Raw genomic sequence first — 18,846 nt, 5'->3', positions numbered from 1 at the left:
CCAGGGTGCGAACGAGCGAATCGGCGATCCCTCAGACGTAGCCCGTCGATCCGTCCGGTCGCACCGGCAGCTTGCGTTCCCAGTGCACGTAGTCGTCGGTCGCCAGCGCGTCCTCGTCGATCTCGACGCCCCAGCCGGGTCGGTCGGGACGGAGTTCGAGATGACCGTCGCGCGGAAGATAGGGGTCCGGACACCAGCGTGTCTCAGGCACCTTGTACTCGAGGATCTTGAAGTTCGGTTGCGCAGCAGCGAAGTGCAGGTTGACCGCGGTGGCCAAGGGTCCCATCGGATTGTGCGGCGCGACGCTGACGTAGTGCGCCTCGGCGATGGTGGCGATCTTCCGCAACTGCAGCAGACCGCCCACGACACACACGTCGGGCTGGATGATGTCGGCCCCTCGCACCTTCAACAGCTCCAGGAACTCGAACGGCGAATAGAGGCACTCGCCCGTGGCGATGGGCGCCTTCAGCTGACCACGCAACTGGCCCCACGCGGGAAGGTGTTCGGGGCGGATCGGCTCCTCGAAGAACAACGGATCATACGGCGCCAAGGCGTTTCCCAGCTGGATCGCCTGGTACGGCTCGAAGATCTGTGCGTGCGCGTCGAAGGCGAACTCCCATTCGGTCGGGCTGAGCTCGCGCAACGAAGCGAAGTAGTCCGCCGCCAACCGGCACGTCTCGCCCCAACGTCCCTGGTTCAGGTCGCGCCGATAGGGGCTGAGCTTGAACGCCGTGAACCCGTACTCGGCATTCAGCCGCTGCGTCAGATCACGGCACTCCGCCGGATCAGGCGCAGAGTAGACACCGCAGTAGACGCGCACGCGGTCGCGGGCATGACCGCCGAGGAGCATGTAGACCGGCAGGTCGGCCGCCTTGGCGGAGATGTCCCACAGCGCGTGGTCGAGGGCGGACAACGCCGCCAACCCGAGCGCGCCGGGCGGGAACCGCGACGACTGCAGCAGCCTTCGTACGATGAACTCGATGCGCCGCGGATCGACGCCCCTGATCTGGGCGAACAGGTAGTCGAGCAACGGGACGAGCGCCCAGTCGGGCCCGTGGTTGAAGGCCTCGCCCCAACCGACGATTCCTTCGTCGGTCTCGACCTTCACCAGCAGTCGGGGCCGCTCGCCGACCCGTTGCATGTACGTCTTCACCGCCGTCGTCCGCATCCGCTCACCTTCTCAGCGCGCGACCGCACGGCGGTAGAGGTCGTCCACGAGGGTAAGGACGTCAGGGAGAAGGGAGGCACATGAGCGGACCGTCGAGGCCGCCGACCTCGATCTCGCCGACGCCAGTGACAGCGACGCCGTCGACTCCTACCGCGCCGACGCCGGCGACTCCGACCGCGCCGACGCCGGCGACTCCGACCGCACCGACCACGCGGCCGGAGCCGTCCGCGTACTGGTGCGAGCTCGCCTGGATCCCGCCCGGCATCACGCCGACACCGAACGTTCTCGTCCGCGTCGACCGCGACCGGATCGTGGGGGTCGAGCCGGACACCCCGTCGCCGCCCCCTGGAGCGAAGACGCTGCGCGGACTCACGCTGCCCGGTCTCGCGAACGTCCACTCCCATGCGTTCCACCGCGCCCTCCGCGGTCGTACGCACAGAGCGAGCTCCGAAGCGTCCAGCTTCTGGACCTGGCGGACCCAGATGTACGACGTGGCGGACCGGCTCGACCCGGACAGCTACCTCGACCTGGCGACGGCGACATACGCCGAGATGGCGCTCGCCGGCGTCACGTGTGTCGGGGAGTTCCACTACCTGCACCACGACCGACAGGGCAGGTCGTACGCCGAACCCAACGTCATGGCGGACGCCCTCGTCGCCGCGGCGCGCGCCGCCGGGCTGCGGATCGCGCTGCTCGACGCCTGCTACCTGTCCGGAGGGATCGGTCTGCCGCTGGCCGGCGCCCAACGCCGCTTCGGCGATGGCGACGTGGACCGCTGGGCCGACCGGGTGGAGCGGCTCGACCACGCCTACGCGGCCGCGGCGGACGTCGTGATCGGCGCGGCCATCCACTCCGTACGTGCGGTGCCGAAGGACCAGCTCGCCGGCGTCGTTGGCTGGGCAGCCCAGCGCGAACGTCCGCTGCACGTGCACCTGTCGGAGCAGCGCCGCGAGAACGACGACTGCGTGGCGGCCTACGGCGTTTCCCCCACGAGGTTGCTCTTCGACGCCGGCGCCCTCTCTCCGCGTACGACCGCAGTCCACGCCACCCACCTCGACGGTGACGGCATCGGCCTGCTCGCCGGGACGGGCACGACCATCTGTCTGTGCCCCACCACCGAACGCGACCTGGCCGACGGCATCGCCCCCGCCGCGACGCTCGACCGCGCCGGCAGCCGGTTGGTACTCGGCACCGACAGCCACGCGGTGATCGACATGTTCGAGGAGGCCCGCGCCCTCGAACACCACGAGCGGCTCGCGTCCGGTCAACGCGGGCACTGGTCGGCAGCCGAGCTTCTCCGCGCCGTCACCGAGTCCGGTCACCACGCGCTCGGTACCGACGACGCCGGTGTCATCAGCGCGGGCGCCCGCGCCGACCTGGTCTGCGTACGACTGGACTCGGTGCGCACGGCGGGCGCGACGCCGGACCAGGCCGCCGACGCCGCGGTGTTCGCGGCGACCTCGAGTGACGTCGACGTCGTCGTCGCGAACGGAGTCCTGGTGGTCGAGGACGGCCGTCACCGCCTGCTGGGCGACGTCGCCGCGCGGCTGGAGCGCACGATCCGCGCGCTGTGAACGGCCCCTCGCGGGGCTCATCTCTGGCGTGGGTACTGGGACACCCGCACGGATCCCCGCATCCGCCCGATTTGACCGATTATGGACGCTGCGCACCGCGGACGTACATGAGGATTTATCCACAGTCCCGGCGTTGTGCACCAATTGGGACTTGTTTTCCACAACCCACCTTCCGGGCGATCCGGGAATTGCTCTAGGCTCCGTCTGTTTCGTCCAGACGACACCCTCGGGGGGTCACACGTGAGATCGCGCCTGGTCGGCGGCCTGGCGGCTCTAGCCACTGTGCTGAGCGGTTCGGCAGTGGTTGCCACAGCAGCTCCGGCCAACGCGGGCTCGTTGACGAGTCCCGTGTTCGGAAAGCAGCCCGACGCCATCGTTTCCCAGCGGGGGAACGACGGCACCGTGCGTGTCCTTGAGTCCAAGGGCGGCACCATCGAGCGTCCACAGGGCATCACTGCCAAAGCCAAGCCAGAGGCGGCGGCCGAAGCTCACCTGACGCGTTACGCGAGTGCATTCGGCGTCCAGAGCGAAGAGCTCAGCCTCGCCAAGGCCACTGACCTCGGCGACGGCAGTGCCGTCCGGTTCGACCGTTCCGTGGACGGCATCGACGTCTTCGGTGGCCAGGTGGTCGTCTCGCTCGACAGCCTCAACAATCTCGAGTTCATCGTGGGTGAGACCGGCGGCAAGCCGCAGCGGTCGTTCCCCACGCTTGACCTCTTCGGCGAGAGCAAGCTCGCGAACGCCGCCAAGCAGGTCGTCGCCCGGCGCGAGAAGCTGGGGTCGACCAGCGGCCTCGAGGTCGAGTCCGAGGGCAGGGCGTGGTACGACGGCAAGGTGCTCGGCGTGCCTGACGCCAAGGGCATCGAGCCGGTCTACAGCTACAAGGTGCACAGCGAGAACCTCGACATCTCCTACCAGGTGCTCGTGAACGCCGCCACCCGCAAGACCGAGATCGCATACTCGCTGGTGCAGCACGCCATCAACCGCGTGGTGTGTGACGCGGAGTCGCAGGTCGTCGAGGAGTACGCCTGTGACGGCGAGACGGTGGCCTACGCCCGCACCGAGGGTGACGCGCCGTCGGCGGTGGATGACGTCAACAAGGTCTACGACTACTTCCACGACACCTCGGTCCGGTTCTCGAGCTACATCAACACCGACGTGACCCAGCTCATCGGGACCGACTACGGCGACGGGCAGGGTAAGGCCCTCCGCGCCACCGTGCGGGTGTGCACAACCGAGGCGTGCCCTTACGAGAATGCCTTCTGGGATGGCGAGCAGATGGTGTTCGGCGAAGGCGTCACGACCGACGACATCACCGCGCACGAACTCGCGCACGGTGTCACCCAGCAGACGTCGAACCTCGCGTACATCTTCCAGTCGGGGGCCATCAACGAGGGCCTCTCCGACTTCTGGGGCGAGATGGTCGACATCAACAACGGCAGTGACGACGACAACGCCGACACCCGTTGGCAGATCGGCGAGGGCTCCTCGCTCGGCGTGATCCGCGACATGCAGGACCCCGGATCGCTCGGTCAGCCCGACCGGATGACGTCGCCGGACTTCTTCGACGGCACGTCGTTCGAGGACAACGGTGGCGTCCACTACAACAGCGGTGTCTTCAACAAGGCCATCTACCTGATGACCGACGGCGAGGACTTCAACGGCTACCAGATCCGTGGGCTCGGGCCGGCGAAGACCGCGAAGATCGGCTGGACGCTGCAGAACCTCCTGCCGCCGGGTGCGGACTACAAGGACGTCTTCTACACCCTGCCGCTGTCCTGCCGGAAGAACATCGGTCGGGCCGGTAGCTACATCACCGAGGACGACTGCCAGCAGGTCGACAAGGTGGTCCGGGCGACGGAGATGTACAAGGACCCGGTGCAGGGTTCGGCGCAGAATGTCGACTACTGCGAGGACGGCCTGAAGCACACGCCGTCCTACGTCCAGGGCTTCGAGTCCAAGAACGACGGCTGGACGTTTCAAGGCAACTGGTTCCTCAGCAACGAGGTGGGCTTCTACCGCTACGCCGCGGTCGGTGAGGAAGCGGCGGTGGCCTGGTCACTCGCCGGCGACGACATCTCGCTGACGCAGAGCGTGGCAGTGGAGATACCGGCCGATGCGTTCATCCGGTACGACCACGCCTATCTGCTCGACGACGGTGACGGCGCGGCACTCGAGTACTCCGAGGACAACGGCTTCACCTGGAAGCCCGCGGCTGACCTGCCGAATGTCAACGGTGAGGACGTGCCGGTCGACACACTCGGCGGTGCCGACAGCTTCGCCGGTAACTCGCTGGGCTTCGGCGGCACCCGGTACGACGCCTCCAGCCTGGCTGGGAAGTCGGTGAAGTTCCGGTTCCACTCGGCGGTGGCGACTGACAACTCCGCCTGGTGGGTCGACAACTTCAAGATCTACAACTGCGGCTGAGTCATAGCCGTACGACCAGGGGCCTCGGTCCGCCTCCTCACAGGAGGTGGTCCGGGGCCCTTGGCGTTCGCGGGCTTTTCGTACGGTTCATGACAGACGTGTGTCGGTTGTCTTGCGGTGTTTTGGCCTGTCTCGGGGCATGTTTCCGGTACGCACCGTTGGGTAGGCAATGCGCCCGGTCTGCTACTAGGCTCTCGCCGGCACCGTTCTCCGTGACCCCGACCGACGGTTCCGACGATGGGAGTCCCTGTGAAGTACCGACGCGCAGTCGGCGGCCTGGCCGCCCTGGCGACGGTCATCAGCGGAAGTGCACTGGTCGCGCTTGCCGCTCCGTCCTATGCCGGATCGTCGACCGGCCCGGCGTTCCCCGTCGAGCGGTCCGACGACGGAGTCACCCTGCTCGAGGGAGCCGACGGGCTGGTCCGTGGCCTGTTGGCCGATGACGCCCCGGTCGCGTTACCCCAGGGAATGACCGGGTCGCCGGAGGACGCGGCCCGCACCCACCTCGAACGCTTCGCCGCGAAGATGGGGATCGATGCCGACACGCTCCGACCGGCGGGCGCGTCGAAGGTGGCCGGCGGAGAGGTGGTTCGGCTGCAGCAGTACATCAACGGACTCCCGGTGGTGGCCGGCGACGTCACGGCGACCCTCGACCACTCGGGCGGACTCGAGGCGCTGCTCGGGGAGACGGTCTCGGGCGTGGTCGAGGCTCCCACCAGTCTGTTCAGCGACGCGCGCGCACGGGTGGTCGCGCGGGAGTACGTCGCGGACAAGGCCGATGTCCCCGCCCTCGGCCTGCGCGTGGAGGACCAGGGCGACTGGATCTACAACCCCAGACTGCTCGGCGCGCCGGGGCCCGCGGTCAACCGCGAGACGCAGAAGTTGCATGTGTCGAGCCGCGACGGCCTGATCGACTACACCATCTTCGTCGACCCGGGTTTCGAGTCGGTTGCCCTCGCCTACAGCAACAATCACGAGGCGGTCAACCGCAAGGTCTGCGACCTGGACAACCGCGACGTGGGCGTGCCCGAGAGTGCGGCCTGTGACGACGTGACCGTCGCGTATTCCCGCCAGGAAGGTCAGGGGCTCTCCGGCATCGCCGACGTCGACACGGTCTATGACAACCTCGGCGAGACGGCCGAGCAGTACTCCAGGCTGGCCGGCCTCGACGTCTCGGCCCTGGTCGGAGGCGAGGACAGGAGCCTCCGGGCGACCACCCGCGTCTGCGCCACCGGCTACCAGGAGGGGTGTCCGCTGGCCAACGCGTTCTGGAGCGACACCCTGCAACAGCTGGTCTACGGCGACGGCGTGACCGGCCTCGACGTCACCGCACACGAACTCGCCCACGGGGTGACCGCGCACACGTCGCAGCTCTACTACGTCTACCAGTCGGGGGCGATCAACGAGTCGATGTCCGACGTCTTCGGCAACCTGATCGACCTCGCGGCCAACCCGGAGAAGCAGGGCAGCGCTGAGGCCTGGTTCATCGGTGAGGACAGCCGGCCGGCTGCTGCGTCGATGCCGGTTCCGCTGCGGAGCATGGCGGACCCGACGGCGACCCAGAGCCCCGACCGGTTGACGTCCTCGCTGTGGGACGCCGACCCGGACCATCAGGACTTCGGCGGGGTGCACAGCAACAGCGGTCCGGGCAACAAGGCCGCCTATCTGATTGCCCAGGGCGACAGGTTCAACGGCTATGACGTCCGCGGACTGGGCCTGGACAAGACGTTCACGATCTACTGGACGGCGCAGCGGATCCTCACCTCCGGCGCGGACTACAAGGAGTTGTTCCACGTCCTGCCGTTGTCGTGCCGGAAGAACATCGGCAAACCCGGCACCGGGATCACCGAGGACGACTGCGCACAGGTCGACAAGGCCGTACGCGCCACCGAGATGCACAAGGACGCGGCCGAGTCCGCTCCGGTCGCGGCGGCGTACTGCCCGGCGGGCGAGCAGGTCGAGGCGTCCTACACCCAGGCGTTCGACGCCCCGCCCGTCGACTGGGACGTCGACAGCGAGGGCTCGGGCCTGAGCGTGGCCGACTTCGGGTTCGCCAACGTCAACCGCGGCGGCGACGCCCTGCTTCTGTCCACCACGGAGGGCGAGATCGAGGAGACGTCGGTCACATCGGAGCCGATCCCGGTTCCGGCGGGCGGTCGCCTCCGGCTCGACTACTCGACCCTCTTCGGTCTGTACGCACCTGTCGACGGACCCACGGCCCGGCTGGAGTACTCCACCGACGGCCTGCTCTGGCTTCCGGCACAGTCGCTCGCGGCACGCAACGGCGGCCCGTGGAGCGGCCACTCCTACGGTTGGTCGTCGGCGAGATACGACCTGTCGTCGCTGGCGGGACACCACGTGCGGTTCCGGATCAGCGTGGAGGGGACGACGGGGGACGACAACAACCCGTCGTCCGTCCTCAACGTCGACAACGTCAAGGTCTACACCTGCAGCTAGCCGCCCACGGTTCCCGATCAATACCCAGCCCGCCCCGCGCCCGCCGGGTCCGCCCGTGATCATGCGGGCCGTGGCGGGACCGTACGGGTCCTCGGTCCGTACCAGTGATCGGCCCGCACCGTTGATCGGTCCGCCACCAGAGCTACGGTCATCCGCACCTTGATGGCGGTCAGGTTTGCCCCTCTTCGTACCGCTAAAGGATCCTGCCGCCGAACTGCGCACCGAACCTGAGTCATCCAGACTCAGGTCTATTGACAGAACTCGGTGCCCCCTGCAGGATTGAGCGCAGATGACTCAAGGCTGGCCCGGGTACTGAAGCGGCGCCGTCACCCGGTCGGCCTGCCACGCGTAGGTGTCGCCGCCGGCCCGTGCAGGTGCCGGTGATCGAGGAAAGGTTGCAACACGATGGCTCGTGCGGTGGGTATTGATCTTGGTACGACGAACTCTGTGGTTGCCGTCCTGGAGGGCGGAGAGCCGACGGTTGTGACCAACGCCGAGGGCTCGCGCACGACGCCGTCGGTGGTGGCGTTCGCGAAGTCCGGTGAGGTCCTGGTCGGTGAGGTGGCCAAGCGGCAGGCGGTGACGAACGTCGACCGGACGATCCGGTCGGTGAAGCGGCACATGGGCACGACGTGGAAGACGGAGATCGATGGCAAGTCGTTCTCGCCTCAGCAGATCTCCGCGTTCGTCCTGCAGAAGCTGAAGCGCGACGCGGAGGCCTACCTGGGGGAGGCTGTCACCGACGCGGTGATCACGGTGCCGGCGTACTTCTCCGATGCGCAGCGGCAGGCGACGAAGGAGGCCGGGGAGATCGCGGGACTGAACGTCCAGCGGATCATCAACGAGCCGACCGCGGCCGCGCTGGCCTATGGCCTGGACAAGGAGTCCGACCAGACGATTCTCGTCTTCGACCTCGGTGGCGGCACGTTCGACGTGTCGTTGCTGGAGATCGGTGAGGGTGTCTTCGAGGTGAAGGCGACCAGTGGCGACAACCACCTGGGTGGTGACGACTGGGACGCGAAGATCGTCGACTGGCTGGTGACGCAGTTCAAGAACAAGCAGGGCATCGACCTGGGTGCCGACAAGATCGCCAAGCAACGGCTCACCGAAGCCGCCGAGAAGGCGAAGATCGAGCTGTCGAGCGCGTCTGAGACCCAGATCAACCTGCCCTACATCACCTTGGGTGAATCGGGCCCCCTGCACCTGGACGAGAAACTGACGCGGGCCGAGTTCCAGCGCCTGACCGCTGACCTGCTCGAGCGGTGCCGTCGCCCGTTCCAGCAGGTGTTGAAGGACGCTTCGATCGACATCGCCAAGATCGACCACGTGATCCTGGTCGGTGGATCGACCCGCATGCCGGCCGTCGCCGACCTGGTGAAGGACCTGCTCGGCGGCAAGGAGCCACACAAGGGTGTCAACCCCGACGAGGTCGTCGCCGTCGGCGCGTCGCTGCAGTCGGGCGTACTCAAGGGTGAGGTCAAAGATGTCCTGCTGCTCGACGTCACCCCGCTCTCGCTCGGCATCGCCACGAAGGGCGGTGTCTTCACGAAGATCATCGAACGCAATACCACGATCCCGACCAAGCGGTCAGAGGTGTTCACGACGGCGGAGGACAACCAGCCGTCGGTGATGATCGAGGTCTTCCAGGGCGAGCGCGAGATGGCCCGTGACAACAAGTCGCTCGGCAACTTCGAGCTGACCGGGCTGCCGCCTGCGCCGCGTAATGTCCCGCAGATCGAGGTCGGTTTCGACATCGACGCCAACGGCATCGTGCACGTGTCGGCGAAGGACCTCGGCACCGGACGCGAGCAGAAGATGACCGTCACCGGTGGTTCTGCGTTGCCGAAGGACGACATCGACCGGATGGTCCGCGACGCCGAGCAGTACGCCGAGGAGGACCGCAAGCGTCGCGAGGCAGCCGAGTTGCGCAACCAGGCGGACTCAGCGGTCTACCAGACCGAGAAGTTCATCGCCGACAACCCCGACACGGTCCCGGCCGACGCCAAGGAAGAGGTCGAGCGGGACGCAGCCGAACTGAAGAAGGCACTGGAGGGCGACGACAACGACGCCATCAAGGCGGCGTTCGACAAGCTGTCGGAGTCGCGCAACAAGATGGGCGCCGCGATGTACGCCTCGGCGCAGCAGTCCCAGACCGCTGACGCCGGTGCGACGACGGACGAGTCGGGCGAGGGCGGCGCTCAGACCGAGGATGACGACGTCGTTGACGCCGAGATCGTGGACGACGAGAAGTCTGGTGGCGAAGGGCAGGGCGGTCAGAAGTGAGTCCAGCCGAGGAGAACGAGGAAGGCCCCGTGATCCGCGACCGGCGACGCATCGACCCGGAGACCGGTGAGGTCCGGGAGGCGGCCCGGCCGAAGTCGTCGACCCGGGCGCCGGGCGCGCATCGCCGGGAGGACGTCGACGAGACCGAAGTGGCTGAGGGGGCTGCCACGCCGGCGGAAGCGGCGGGCGAGGCCGCAGAGCCGATCGCCCAGCTGAAGGCCGCGCTGGCCGATCGCACCAACGACATCAAGCGGGTGCAGGCGGAGTACCTCAACTACAAGCGCCGGGTCGAGCGTGACCGCGAGGCAGTGCGCGAGCTCGCCGTGGGAGGCGTGCTGTCCGAGCTGCTCCCGGTCGTGGACGACATCGGTCGCGCCAGAGAGCACGGCGAGCTCGAAGGTGGGTTCAAGGCGGTGGCGGAGGCGCTCGAGTCCGTCCTCACCAAGCTGGGCCTGGTGGCCTTCGGCGAGCCGGGCGATCCGTTCGACCCGAGGATCCACGAGGCGCTCATGCACTCGTACGCCGACGATGTGGACGGCCCGACCTGCTCGTCGATCCTCCAGCCCGGCTACCGCATGGGCGAACGCATCCTGCGGCCGGCCCGGGTCGCGGTCGCCGAACCCACGGCCGGGCTGCCCGCACAGCAGGTCGACGGTGACCGTGCCGCCGGCCCCGACGACCTCGACGGTCCGGGCGGCCCCGGCGGTGCCGACGGCGCGTCCCCAGCATCGGACGACGTGTAGCCAGAAGGGGGTGAGGAGCACCGATGGGCACCAAAGAGTGGCTGGAGAAGGACTTCTACAAGGTGCTCGGCGTCCCCAAGGATGCGTCGGCCGACGACATCAAGAAGTCCTACCGCAAGCTTGCCCGGCAGAACCACCCGGATGCCAACAAGGGCGACCCGAAGGCTGAGGAACGCTTCAAGGAGGTGTCCGAGGCCTATTCGGTGCTGTCCGACCCGACCCGCCGCAAGGAGTACGACGAGGCGCGGTCGTTGTTCGGCGGCGCCGGTGGCTACCGGTTCCCCGGTGGGCCGGGCGGCGGCCAGACCGGGAGCGGGTTCCCGTTCGACCTGGGCGACATCTTCACCCAGCAGGGCGGCCGCCAGACCGGCGGCCTCGGTGACCTGCTCGGCGGCATCTTCACCGGTGGGCGCACCCGCACCCCGCCGCCCGGCACGCGGGCCCGCCGGGGTGCAGACGTCGAGACCGAGGCGACGATCGGCTTCCGGGACGCGGTCGACGGCGTGACCGTGCCGCTGCGGATGACCAGTGACAGCCCGTGCCCGGCATGCTCGGGAACCGGCGCCAAGGCTGGAACGGTGCCACGCGTCTGCCCCGACTGTGAGGGTGTCGGCATGCGGGCCACCACCCAAGGTGGCCGGTTGGCGATGAGTGAGCCCTGCCGGAGTTGTCGGGGCCGCGGGCTGGTCGTCGACGAGCCGTGCCCGACCTGCCACGGCTCCGGCCGCGGCACGTCGTCGCGCACCATGCAGGTGCGCATCCCGGCAGGAGTTCGCGACGGTCAGCGGATCCGGTTGCGCGGCAAAGGTGCGGCCGGTGAGCGCGGTGGCCCCGCCGGCGACCTCTACGTCACGGTGCACGTCCAGGCGCACGAGCGGTTCGGGCGGCGTGGCGAGCATCTCACGATCACGGTGCCGATCACGTTCCCCGAGGCGGCCCTGGGTGGCGAGATCACGGTTCCCACCCTCGCTGGCCCGCCGGTGACCTTGAAGGTTCCGCCCGGCACTCCCAACGGCCGCACCTTCCGCGTCCGGGGCAGGGGCACGGCGCGCCGTGACGGCACCAAGGGCGATCTCCTCGTGACCGTCGAGGTGCTCGTCCCCGACCATCTCGACGACGACGCGAAGGCAGCGCTCGACGCCTACCGCAGGGCGACCGGCGTCGACGGCGCACGGCAGGACCTCTTCGACGGTAAGGGAGGCGCCTCATGACCGACCGGAACACGCGGTCCCGGATGCCGTTCGACATCACGATGGACGCCGACACGCCGGCGTACGTCATCAGCGTCGCTGCCCAGCTGACGGGCCTGCATCCACAGACCCTCCGGACGTACGACCGGATCGGACTGGTGACGCCGGGGCGGGCCGTCGGCGGGGGTAGGCGCTACTCGATGCGCGACATCGAGACGCTTCGCCACGTCGCGCAGCTCACCGCGTCTGGCATCGGGCTGGAGGGCGTCAAGCGGATCCTCGAGCTGGAGACCCAGGTCGAGCTGTTGAGCACGCGGGTCGTGGAACTCGAAGACGCTCTCGAGGATGCCCGCACGATGTTCGAGCGCGCCGCCGAGCAGGCCGCGTTCCTGCCGGAGCTGATGCCGCAGACGAGCCAGGCGGTCGTGGTCTGGACCGGCCATTCGGCCCGCCGCCGTCGGGGCGGATCGGGGACCCGATGACCAGCCACCAGCGACCTCACCACCGACGTCCGACCCGACGTCGCCACCGACCTTCCGGCCGGCACGCGTTCCGGCCATCCAGGTAGGGAAAGAACGAACGAAACATGGACGCACAGAAGCTGACCACCAAGAGCCAGGACGCCCTTTCGGCGGCCGTCCGGCAGGCGGCCAACGCCGGTAACCCGGCGGTCGAACCGGTGCACCTGCTCATCGCGCTGCTGGCCGACCCGGAAGGCACGGCAGGCGCGCTCCTCGACGCGGTGGGCACCGACCGCGTGGCGGTGCAGAAGGCGGCGGCCGAGGCAGCCGAGCGGCTGCCGGCCGCGAGTGGATCGACCGTGCAGGCGCCCGGCCTGGCCCGCCCGCTCTACCAGGTCCTCCAGGTCGCGCAGGACCAGGCGACCGAGCTCGGCGACGAGTACGTCTCGACCGAGCACCTGCTGGTCGGCCTCGCGACGGTCGCGAGCGGCGCGAAGGACGTGCTCGTGAAGGCCGGTGCCACCACTGACGGTCTGCTCGCGGCGTTCTCGCAGGTACGCGGGTCCGCCCGGGTCACCTCGCCCGATCCCGAGGGGACGTACAAGGCGCTCGCGAAGTATTCCGTCGACCTCACCGACCGTGCCCGGGAGGGCAAGCTGGACCCGGTGATCGGCCGCGACGCCGAGATCCGCCGGGTCGTTCAGGTCCTGTCCCGGCGGACGAAGAACAACCCGGTGTTGATCGGCGAGCCCGGTGTCGGCAAGACGGCTGTCGTCGAAGGGCTGGCGCAGCGGATCGTCGCCGGTGACGTGCCGGAGTCGTTGAAGGGCCGCCGCCTGGTCAACCTCGACCTCAGTTCGATGGTGGCGGGAGCGAAGTACCGCGGCGAGTTCGAGGAACGCCTCAAGGCCGTGCTCGCGGAGATCAAGGAGTCCGACGGGCAGATCATCACGTTCATCGACGAGCTGCACACGGTCGTGGGCGCCGGTGCGACCGGAGACAGCTCGATGGACGCCGGCAACATGCTCAAGCCGATGCTGGCCCGCGGCGAGCTGCGGATGATCGGCGCCACGACGCTGGACGAGTACCGCGAGCGGATCGAGAAGGATCCCGCGCTCGAACGGCGCTTCCAGCAGGTGTTCGTGGGCGAGCCGTCCGTCGAGGACAGCATCGCCATCCTGCGCGGTCTGAAGGAACGCTACGAGGCGCACCACAAGGTGCAGATCGCCGACAGTGCCCTGGTCGCCGCAGCCGCGCTGTCCAACCGCTACATCACGGGGCGCAAGCTGCCCGACAAGGCGATCGACCTGGTGGACGAGTCGGCCAGCCGTCTCCGGATGGAGATCGACTCGAGTCCGGTGGAGATCGACGAGCTCCGCCGCCAGGTCGACCGGATGAAGATGGAGGAGCTCGCGCTCGCCAAGGAGGACGACGTAGCGAGCCAGGAGCGGCTGGCGAAGCTCCGGGCGGAGCTGGCCGACCGCGAGGAGTCCCTGCGTGGCCTCGAGGCGCGGTGGGAGAAGGAGAAGTCCGGACTCAACCGGGTCGGTGAGGTCAAGCAGCGCCTCGACGACCTGCGCGGCCAGGCTGAGCGCGCTCAGCGCGAGGGCAATCTCGAGGCCGCCTCCCGGATCCTCTACGCCGAGATCCCGGAGCTGGAGAAGGAGCTCGCGGCCGCCGCAGAGGTTCAGGTGGCGGAGCCCGCCGGGCCCCCGGAGGCGGCGCCGATGGTGCGCGAGGAGGTCGGCCCCGACGAGGTGGCGGAGGTCGTCTCGAGCTGGACCGGCATCCCCACCGGACGCCTGCTGGAGGGCGAGACCGGCAAGTTGCTCCGGATGGAGGAGGAGCTCGGCCGCCGGCTGGTCGGTCAGCGCAAGGCGGTCGCCGCGGTGTCCGACGCCGTACGCCGGGCCCGGGCGGGGATCTCCGACCCGGACCGGCCCACGGGGTCGTTCCTGTTCCTCGGGCCGACCGGTGTGGGCAAGACGGAGCTGGCGAAGGCGCTCGCGGAGTTCCTCTTCGACGACGAGCGGGCGATGGTGCGGATCGACATGAGCGAGTACTCCGAGAAGCACTCGGTGGCCCGCCTCGTCGGGGCACCGCCGGGTTACGTCGGCTACGAGGAGGGCGGGCAGCTCACCGAGGCGGTCCGTCGTCGTCCGTACTCCGTGATCCTCCTGGACGAGGTGGAGAAGGCACACCCGGAGATCTTCGACGTCCTTCTCCAGGTGCTCGACGACGGCCGGATGACCGACGGGCAGGGCCGTACGGTCGACTTCCGCAACGTGCTCCTGATCCTGACCAGCAACTCCGGCTCCCAGTACCTCGCCGATCCGTCGCTGGACGAGGACAAGAAGCGGGACCTGGTGATGAACGTCGTCCGGGCGTCGTTCAAGCCGGAGTTCCTCAACCGGCTCGACGAGATCGTGCTCTTCGACCCGCTGGGCACCGAGGAGCTCACGCGGATCGTCGATCTCCAGGTCGCGGCGCTGGCGAGGCGCCTGGGCGAACGCCGGATCACCCTCGACGTCACCGAGGGCGCGAAGGAGTGGCTGGCCATCACCGGCTATGACCCGGTTTACGGCGCCCGACCACTGCGGCGGCTCGTCCAGTCGGCGATCGGTGACGGCCTGGCCCGTCAGATCCTGTCCGGTGAGGTCCGCGACGGCGACCACGTGCTGGTCGACGTCAACGACGCCAACGACTCACTCGAGCTCCGCGCGGCTGGTGCGGCTGCGGCGCAGACATGAAGTTCAAGACGCGAAGAAAGGTTTGAGCACCATGGCCCGTGCGGTCGGAATTGACCTTGGTACGACGAACTCGGTGGTGGCGGTCCTCGAAGGCGGTGAACCGACCGTCCTCACCAATGCGGAGGGCTCGCGCACGACGCCGTCGGTGGTGGCGTTCGCCAAGAGTGGCGAGGTGCTCACCGGCGAGGTCGCCAAGCGGCAGGCGGTGACGAACGTCGACCGGACGATCCGGTCGGTGAAGCGGCACATGGGCACCGACTGGTCGACGAAGATCGACGACAAGTCGTTCACGTCCCAGCAGATCTCGGCGTTCGTCCTGCAGAAGCTGAAGCGCGACGCGGAGGCCTACCTCGGCGAGACGATCACCGACGCGGTGATCACGGTGCCGGCGTACTTCTCCGACGCGCAGCGGCAGGCGACGAAGGAGGCCGGGGAGATCGCCGGTCTCAACGTCCAGCGGATCATCAACGAGCCGACGGCCGCGGCCCTTGCCTACGGTCTGGACAAGGAGTCCGACCAGACCATTCTCGTCTTCGACCTCGGTGGGGGGACCTTCGACGTCTCGCTCCTCGACATCGGCGAGGGTGTCTTCGAGGTGAAGGCCACCTCGGGTGACAACCACCTGGGTGGTGACGACTGGGACGCGAAGATCGTCGAGTGGCTGGTGACGCAGTTCAAGAACAAGCAGGGCGTGGACCTGAGCAAGGACAAGATCGCGACCCAGCGGCTCACCGAGGCGGCCGAGAAGGCGAAGATCGAGCTGTCGTCGGCGTCGGAGACGAACATCAACCTTCCGTACGTCACCTTGGGTGAGTCCGGTCCGCTGCACCTGGACGAGAAGCTGACCCGGGCCGAGTTCCAGCGGTTGACGGCGGACCTGCTCGAGCGCTGCCGTCGTCCGTTCCAGCAGGTGTTGAAGGACGCGTCGATCGACGTCGCCAAGATCGAGCACGTGATCCTGGTGGGCGGCTCGACCCGGATGCCTGCCGTCGCCGAGCTGGTCCGCGAACTCACCGGCGGCAAGGAGGCGCACAAGGGCGTCAACCCCGACGAGGTGGTGGCAGTCGGCGCCAGCCTGCAGGCCGGGGTTCTCGGCGGCGAGGTCAAGGACGTCCTGCTCCTGGACGTCACTCCGCTCTCGCTCGGTATTGCGACCGGGCAGACCGCCGCGCGCGGTGGAGTGTTCACGAAGCTGATCGAACGCAACACGACCATCCCGACGAAGCGGTCGGAGATCTTCACCACCGCGTCGGACAACCAGCCGTCCGTCCTCATCGAGGTCTATCAGGGCGAGCGGGCGATGGCGGCGGACAACAAGTCGCTCGGCAACTTCGAGTTGACGGGTCTGCCGCCTGCGCCTCGGGCGGTGCCGAAGATCGAGGTGACGTTCGACATCGACGCCAACGGCATCGTGCACGTGTCGGCGAAGGACCTCGGCACGGGTCGTGAGCAGAAGATGACGGTCACGGGTGGATCTGCGTTGCCCAAGGACGACATCGACCGGATGGTCCGCGACGCCGAGCAGTACGCCGAGGAGGACCGCAAGCGCCGTGAAGCCGCGGAGCTGCGCAACCAGGCGGACACGCTCGTCTACCAGACCGAGACGTTCCTGGGCGAGAACACCGACAGCGTCCCCGCGGACGTCAAGTCGGAGGTGGAGCGGGACATCGCCGAGGTGAAGAAGGCGCTGGAGGGCGACGACCACGACACTCTGAAGGCCGCGTTCGACAAGCTCTCGGCGTCCCGCACCAAGATCGGTGAGGCGATGTACGCCGCGGCACAGCAGTCGCAGGCCCAGGAACAGGCGGCCGACGGCGGGGCCTCCGGCTCGGGTCCCGACGGCTCGGCGAGTGCCGACTCGGATGCGGGCGACGACGATGTGGTCGAGGCGGAGGTCGTCGACGACGACCAGCCCGATGGCCAGCAGTCTGGCGACCAGAAGCCGTCCTGAGCTTCACGACGAGCTGCGTGGGAGGTTCGTCGGTCGAGAAGCCGCCGGACCTCCCACCTGTTCCGTGCAAACGCTTCCGTCGCGACAGCCGGGCGGGTCACTGGAGTCCCGCCCTGGCCCCACTGGCGACCTGCCCTGGCCCCACTGGCGACCTGCCCTGGCCCCACTGGCGACCCGCCCTGGCCCCACTGGCGACCCGCCCTGGCCCCACTGGCGACCCGCCCTGGCCCCACTGGCGACCCGCCCGGGTCACCACAGGTCGAGCATCTCCACGACCACTGGCGCGCTCGGCATCTGCGGTGACGCGGCGCCGCTGAGCAGGTCAGCCGGCAGCGGCACGTCCGTTCGGGTGCGTACCATCCGCTTCCACCGTGCGACGTCCTTGAGCGACTCGCGGACGCGGCCGCCGACCCGGCCCACGGGCCGGTCCGACGACCGCAACTGCTCCACGCCCAAGCCTCCGGCGAGCAGCCGAGCTGCGGTGACGGTACCCACGCCGCGTACGCCACGGATCCCGTCGGCCGGATCGCCGACCAGGCTTACCCGGTCGCACCACTGCGCGGGCGTGACCCCGAACCGGGCTTCGATCTCCTTGCGGTCGACGACCCGCTGCCCCGGTCGTCGGACGGTGTTGAGGATCCGCGTCCGCTCGTCGACCAACTGGTAGAAGTCCCGGTCCATGGACATGATCCAGACCTCGCGCCGCGGCGTCCGCCTCCTGCATCGCTCGACGGCGCTGGCGATCACGTCGTCCGCCTCAGCCGTGTCGATGCAGACGTGTCGTAGGTCGGTCGCGTCCAGGCCGCGTACGACGTCGCCGAGGGCCCTGATCGGTGCCATGGCCTCGACACCAGTCGCCCGGTGCGCCTTGTACGCGGGGTCGATCGCGGAGCGATCAGCCCAGGCGTTCTCCCCGTCGAAGACCACCACGACCTCCGGCAGCGCGGAAAGCTCGCGGATCGCCACGCGCAACAACGCGAAGAATCCGAACACTCCGGTCAGGTCACGTGACTTGTCCCTACTCCTGATCCGTGCCGGGAAGCCGAACCAGGCCCGCCACAGCAGGTTGTGACCATCGACGAGAAGCAGTGGTACGTCGGACATGTGGGCAGCCACCAGCCTCACGCTCGTTGGCCGCTGAGCGTGCGGGCGGGTGGGCCGGCTCAGGAAAGAGCGCGACCGGCCCCAAGGACCCCGCGATGCTAGGAGCTGGCATGCGCACGGGCGCGACCGACACGCCGTGGCGAGGTGATCGGCGGCGGCGGCGGACATCCCCGAGCGCGTGACAGGCGTCGGGCGCGCCCGACAGCGAACCTCCGGGCACCGAACGCCGCCCCGCAGCCGGCGCTCTCACCGGGGTACGCGCCGGTCCGTGGAGGCCTGACCGCGCCGCCGGTGGGGCCGATTTGACTCTGCTTGGCGGTGTACGTATGGTTCTACTCGCCTCGCAACGGAGTGCGGGACGCCGAAGGGCGGCCGATCCAGCGGGGAACTCCAGCTGAGACCACGCTTGGGTAGCTACGTGCGTGCACGTTGCCATCCGGTGCGGCGAGCTGGGGCCCATCCGAGTTACGTAGGGCTTGTTTAGCGTGACCTCAGGTGGGTAGTGTTGTGTAGTTCAGTCACGGAGTGGGTAGTCGTGGCGGCCTGATCTTTGAGAACTCAACAGCGTGCCGATAGTCGATGGTTTTGTGTTGTTTTGGCTCATGGCGCATTTTTTGTGTGTTGTGGGTTTGTGTTTTTTTGGGGCCTGTTTTGGGCTTTCTGTTGGTTTTCGACGGAGAGTTTGATCCTGGCTCAGGACGAACGCTGGCGGCGTGCTTAACACATGCAAGTCGAGCG

General features: G+C 68.3%; 11 protein-coding genes and 1 rRNA gene. 10 read left to right on the top strand and 2 right to left on the bottom strand.

Annotation, left to right across the window (positions count from 1 at the left end):
* Positions 1–31: 31 nt before the first annotated feature.
* Positions 32–1,168: a mandelate racemase/muconate lactonizing enzyme family protein gene (locus ABNF93_RS22570; RefSeq protein ID WP_349330135.1), complete on the bottom strand. Its 1,137-nt coding sequence runs from the start codon at positions 1,166–1,168 to the stop codon at positions 32–34.
* Positions 1,169–1,248: 80 nt separating this feature from the next.
* Between ABNF93_RS22570 and ABNF93_RS22565 the strand changes: the two genes are divergently transcribed.
* The 9 genes from ABNF93_RS22565 to dnaK (ABNF93_RS22525) all read left to right on the top strand — a co-directional run bounded on the left by ABNF93_RS22565 (position 1,249) and on the right by dnaK (ABNF93_RS22525) (position 17,004).
* The gene (locus tag ABNF93_RS22565) at positions 1,249–2,742 is read left to right on the top strand and encodes a formimidoylglutamate deiminase (protein WP_349330134.1); all 1,494 of its coding nucleotides are present in this window, start codon (positions 1,249–1,251) and stop codon (positions 2,740–2,742) included.
* 348 nt (positions 2,743–3,090) lie between these two features.
* Positions 3,091–5,169 (top strand): M4 family metallopeptidase, encoded by a 2,079-nt coding sequence (locus ABNF93_RS22560; RefSeq protein WP_349330133.1) that lies wholly within the window; start codon positions 3,091–3,093, stop codon positions 5,167–5,169.
* A gap of 249 nt (positions 5,170–5,418) precedes the next feature.
* A complete protein-coding gene (locus tag ABNF93_RS22555) occupies positions 5,419–7,626 on the top strand; it encodes a M4 family metallopeptidase (RefSeq protein WP_349330132.1) in 2,208 nt (735 codons plus the stop codon).
* Positions 7,627–8,031: 405 nt separating this feature from the next.
* Positions 8,032–9,909: a molecular chaperone DnaK gene (gene dnaK, locus ABNF93_RS22550; protein ID WP_349330131.1), complete on the top strand. Its 1,878-nt coding sequence runs from the start codon at positions 8,032–8,034 to the stop codon at positions 9,907–9,909.
* Positions 9,906–10,652, top strand: a complete 747-nt coding sequence (gene grpE / locus ABNF93_RS22545) for a nucleotide exchange factor GrpE (protein WP_349330130.1) — start codon at positions 9,906–9,908, stop codon at positions 10,650–10,652. The genes dnaK (ABNF93_RS22550) and grpE overlap by 4 nt, the downstream gene beginning before the upstream one ends.
* Before the next feature lie 23 nt (positions 10,653–10,675).
* On the top strand, positions 10,676–11,863 hold the full coding sequence (dnaJ, locus tag ABNF93_RS22540) for a molecular chaperone DnaJ (RefSeq protein WP_349330129.1): 1,188 nt from the start codon (positions 10,676–10,678) through the stop codon (positions 11,861–11,863).
* Positions 11,860–12,324, top strand: coding sequence for a heat shock protein transcriptional repressor HspR (locus tag ABNF93_RS22535; protein ID WP_349330128.1), 465 nt, complete (start codon positions 11,860–11,862; stop codon positions 12,322–12,324). The genes dnaJ and ABNF93_RS22535 overlap by 4 nt, the downstream gene beginning before the upstream one ends.
* A 104-nt stretch (positions 12,325–12,428) precedes the next feature.
* A complete protein-coding gene (gene clpB / locus ABNF93_RS22530; protein ID WP_349330127.1) occupies positions 12,429–15,053 on the top strand; it encodes an ATP-dependent chaperone ClpB in 2,625 nt (874 codons plus the stop codon).
* A 31-nt stretch (positions 15,054–15,084) separates the two neighbouring features.
* Entirely contained in the window at positions 15,085–17,004 is a 1,920-nt protein-coding gene (gene dnaK / locus ABNF93_RS22525; RefSeq protein WP_349330126.1) for a molecular chaperone DnaK, read from the top strand.
* Between the two features lie 249 nt (positions 17,005–17,253).
* Here the strand turns inward: dnaK (ABNF93_RS22525) and ABNF93_RS22520 are convergent, their stop codons facing one another.
* On the bottom strand, positions 17,254–18,108 hold the full coding sequence (locus ABNF93_RS22520; RefSeq protein ID WP_349330125.1) for a 5'-3' exonuclease: 855 nt from the start codon (positions 18,106–18,108) through the stop codon (positions 17,254–17,256).
* Between the two features lie 670 nt (positions 18,109–18,778).
* Here ABNF93_RS22520 and ABNF93_RS22515 point away from each other — a divergent pair.
* Positions 18,779–18,846 (top strand): 16S ribosomal RNA (locus ABNF93_RS22515); the annotation flags it as partial.

Source organism: Actinopolymorpha sp. B9G3 (assembly GCF_040120725.1).
Taxonomy (GTDB): Bacteria; Actinomycetota; Actinomycetes; order Propionibacteriales; family Actinopolymorphaceae; genus Thermasporomyces.
This window is presented reverse-complemented; position numbering and strand designations above follow the sequence as displayed.

Excerpts from the sequence above, each read along its gene's own strand:
- ABNF93_RS22520 (WP_349330125.1), bottom strand. The coding sequence starts at position 18,108 with ATGTCCGACGTACCACTGCTTCTCGTCGATGGTCACAACCTGCTGTGG.
- ABNF93_RS22570 (WP_349330135.1), bottom strand. The coding sequence starts at position 1,168 with ATGCGGACGACGGCGGTGAAGACGTACATGCAACGGGTCGGCGAGCGG.
- dnaK (WP_349330126.1), top strand. The coding sequence starts at position 15,085 with ATGGCCCGTGCGGTCGGAATTGACCTTGGTACGACGAACTCGGTGGTG.
- ABNF93_RS22535 (WP_349330128.1), top strand. The coding sequence starts at position 11,860 with ATGACCGACCGGAACACGCGGTCCCGGATGCCGTTCGACATCACGATG.
- clpB (WP_349330127.1), top strand. The coding sequence starts at position 12,429 with ATGGACGCACAGAAGCTGACCACCAAGAGCCAGGACGCCCTTTCGGCG.
- dnaK (WP_349330131.1), top strand. The coding sequence starts at position 8,032 with ATGGCTCGTGCGGTGGGTATTGATCTTGGTACGACGAACTCTGTGGTT.
- ABNF93_RS22565 (WP_349330134.1), top strand. The coding sequence starts at position 1,249 with ATGAGCGGACCGTCGAGGCCGCCGACCTCGATCTCGCCGACGCCAGTG.
- dnaJ (WP_349330129.1), top strand. The coding sequence starts at position 10,676 with ATGGGCACCAAAGAGTGGCTGGAGAAGGACTTCTACAAGGTGCTCGGC.